Here is a 2588-nt window from a genome sequence, read left to right as displayed (position 1 = left end):
CGCATTTACGGTTAAGTGCCAGCCGGGAGACCATTTAATGCTGCATGCCGCGATATACCGGGCAAATCCTGGTGATGTGATTGTGGTGGAAGCCGATGACCAGTTCGCGGTAGCGGGAGGGAATGTCTGTGCTATCGCGCAAAAGCGGGGCATTGCAGGCTTTGTGGTAGATGGCGTGATCCGAGATGTCGGTGAAGTTGAAGAAATGGGGTTTGCGGTTTACGCCCGTGGTGTTATTCCCAAGCCGGGCGCCAAAAAGTGCGTTGACCCGTTAAATCAACCTGTCCAGTGTGGTGGTGTTACTGTGCATCCCGGTGATATCATAGTGGCCGATCAAGAAGGCATTGCTGTTATCCCACAAGCGTCGGCTGCTGAGGCATTTGAAATTGCCAAACGGCGCGCCGAAAAAGACGGTGGAATGACGTTGGAAGAGTGGCAAGCCAAACACCATGAAAATGTCGAAGGCATCCTGGCGAAACTGGGGTACCAAGACGCCTGATGTTGAGTAATACATGTTTTCATTTTTTGAGAAACTGACAAACCCGTTTCCTGCTTCACACCCTACCCAGCCACCAAAAAACATGGTGGCTTTTTGTAAACACTACACCCAGGGCATGTGGCCCGTACTGCTGACCGTGTCGGCACTCAGCGCGATTGTCGCTATGCTGGAGGTGGCCTTGTTCGGGTTTATGGGGCAGTTAGTAGACTGGTTTACCGAACAGGACCGCAGCACGTTTATCGAAAATGAAGGCAATCGCCTGATCATGATGGGATTGGTTGTGGTTGTGCTGATCCCCGGCTTTATTCTGCTTCGCTCGTTATTTTCCCGCCAGTCATTACTCGGCAATTATCCCATGCGCATACGCTGGCAGGCACACCGCTACTTGCTTAGCCAAAGCCTGACGTTCTTCCAGAACGAGTTTGCAGGTCGTGTCGCGACCAAGGTCATGCAAACCGCATTGTCGGTGCGTGAAACGGTAATGAAGCTGTTGGATTTGATGGTCTACATTGGGGTGTATTTCATCTCAATGGTGGTGCTTATCTTTACCGCTGACTGGCGACTCGCACTGCCGCTGCTTATCTGGCTTGGCGTTTATAGTGTGATTTTGCGCGTGCTGGTGCCCAAGTTAAAGCAGGTTTCCCAGCATCAGGCCGATGCCCGCTCACTGATGACCGGCCGTATTGTTGATAGCTACACCAATATCACCACGGTTAAACTGTTCTCCCACAGTCAGCGTGAAGCGGATTACGCTAAAGACAGCATGGACAAATTCCTGCAAACCGTTTACCCGCAAATGCGCTTGGTAACGGTGCTGGAATTCTGTGTTGAGCTAAGCAATGCACTGCTGATTTTCAGTGTGGGGGCACTGTCGGTGTATTTATGGCTACAACAGCTTGTTACGCCGGGTGAAATTGCGCTGGCGGTGAGCCTGTGTTTACGGTTAAACGGTATGTCTCACTGGGTGATGTGGGAAGTGGCCTCACTGTTTGAAAACCTCGGTACTGTACAGGATGGTATTAACACCCTGGCGCAGCCTATTGCCGTGGAAGACAAACAGAAAGCGCAACCGCTTGCTGTAAACGGCGGACAAATTGAATTCAAGCAAGTGAACTTTGCATACCCTGGTCATAACAATCATCCTGTGCCGGTATTCGAAAACCTCGACTTGACCATAAAGCCCGGTGAAAAGGTGGGCTTGGTAGGGCGCTCTGGTGCAGGTAAGTCTACGTTAGTGAATTTGTTGCTTCGGTTTTACGACACCACTGGCGGTAAAATACTTATCGACGGCCAGGATATTAGTGACGTTGAGCAGGAATCGCTGCGCGCACAAATCAGCATGGTGACTCAGGATACATCGTTAATGCACCGTTCTGTACGAGACAATATCGTGTATGGCCGCAGCGACGCTGATGAAGAAGCAATGATAGCTGCCGCAACGCAAGCGGAAGCATTTGAGTTCATTCAGCAGTTGTCTGATAAAAACGGCAGAACCGGTTTTGACGCACAAGTTGGGGAACGCGGCGTTAAATTATCTGGCGGACAGCGTCAGCGTATTGCCATTGCCCGGGTTCTGCTGAAAGATGCACCGGTATTGATTTTGGATGAAGCTACCTCAGCGCTGGATTCAGAGGTCGAGTCGGCAATACAGGAATGCCTGAACAAAGTGATGGAAAATAAAACGGTATTGGCCATTGCGCACCGCCTTTCAACCATAGCTCAGATGGACCGTTTGTTAGTCTTGGATAACGGCAAAATCGTTGAGCAAGGCACGCACCAGGAATTGCTCGACAAAGGCGGCATCTACGCCAAGCTATGGGCACACCAGACAGGCGGATTCCTCGGCCTCGAATAAGACAGATTGAGGGCTAATTCAAGCCCTTAGAAATCCCCTGTCCCGGGCTAGAGCCTGGCCCTAGCCGAAATGGCTGGCTACCTCAAACAGTTCCAAACCGTCGTCCCGGCCTCGCGCCGGGATCTATTGAACAGGTTGGCTACTTCAAACAGTCCAACGCGTCTTCCAAAATTCACTTAGTTAATTCGTTTGAGTTGGTAAGGTCCCCGCCTTCGCGGGGATGACGTCATTGTT

At 51.1% G+C, this 2588-nt stretch carries 2 protein-coding genes; both read left to right on the top strand.

Annotated features, from left to right (window positions below; all coding sequences use genetic code 11):
* Positions 1-499 (top strand): RraA family protein (locus AC4MRN_RS18305; protein WP_491204092.1); only part of this gene is annotated, 499 nt, incomplete at its 5' end.
* A gap of 13 nt (positions 500-512) precedes the next feature.
* Positions 513-2354: an ABC transporter ATP-binding protein gene (locus tag AC4MRN_RS18300; protein ID WP_491056374.1), complete on the top strand. Its 1842-nt coding sequence runs from the start codon at positions 513-515 to the stop codon at positions 2352-2354.
* The last annotated feature ends 234 nt before the right edge of the window (positions 2355-2588 follow it).

Source organism: Marisediminitalea sp., from assembly GCF_984433645.1.
Note: the sequence above shows the minus strand (reverse complement) of the source record. Positions and strands in the feature narration are given on the sequence as shown.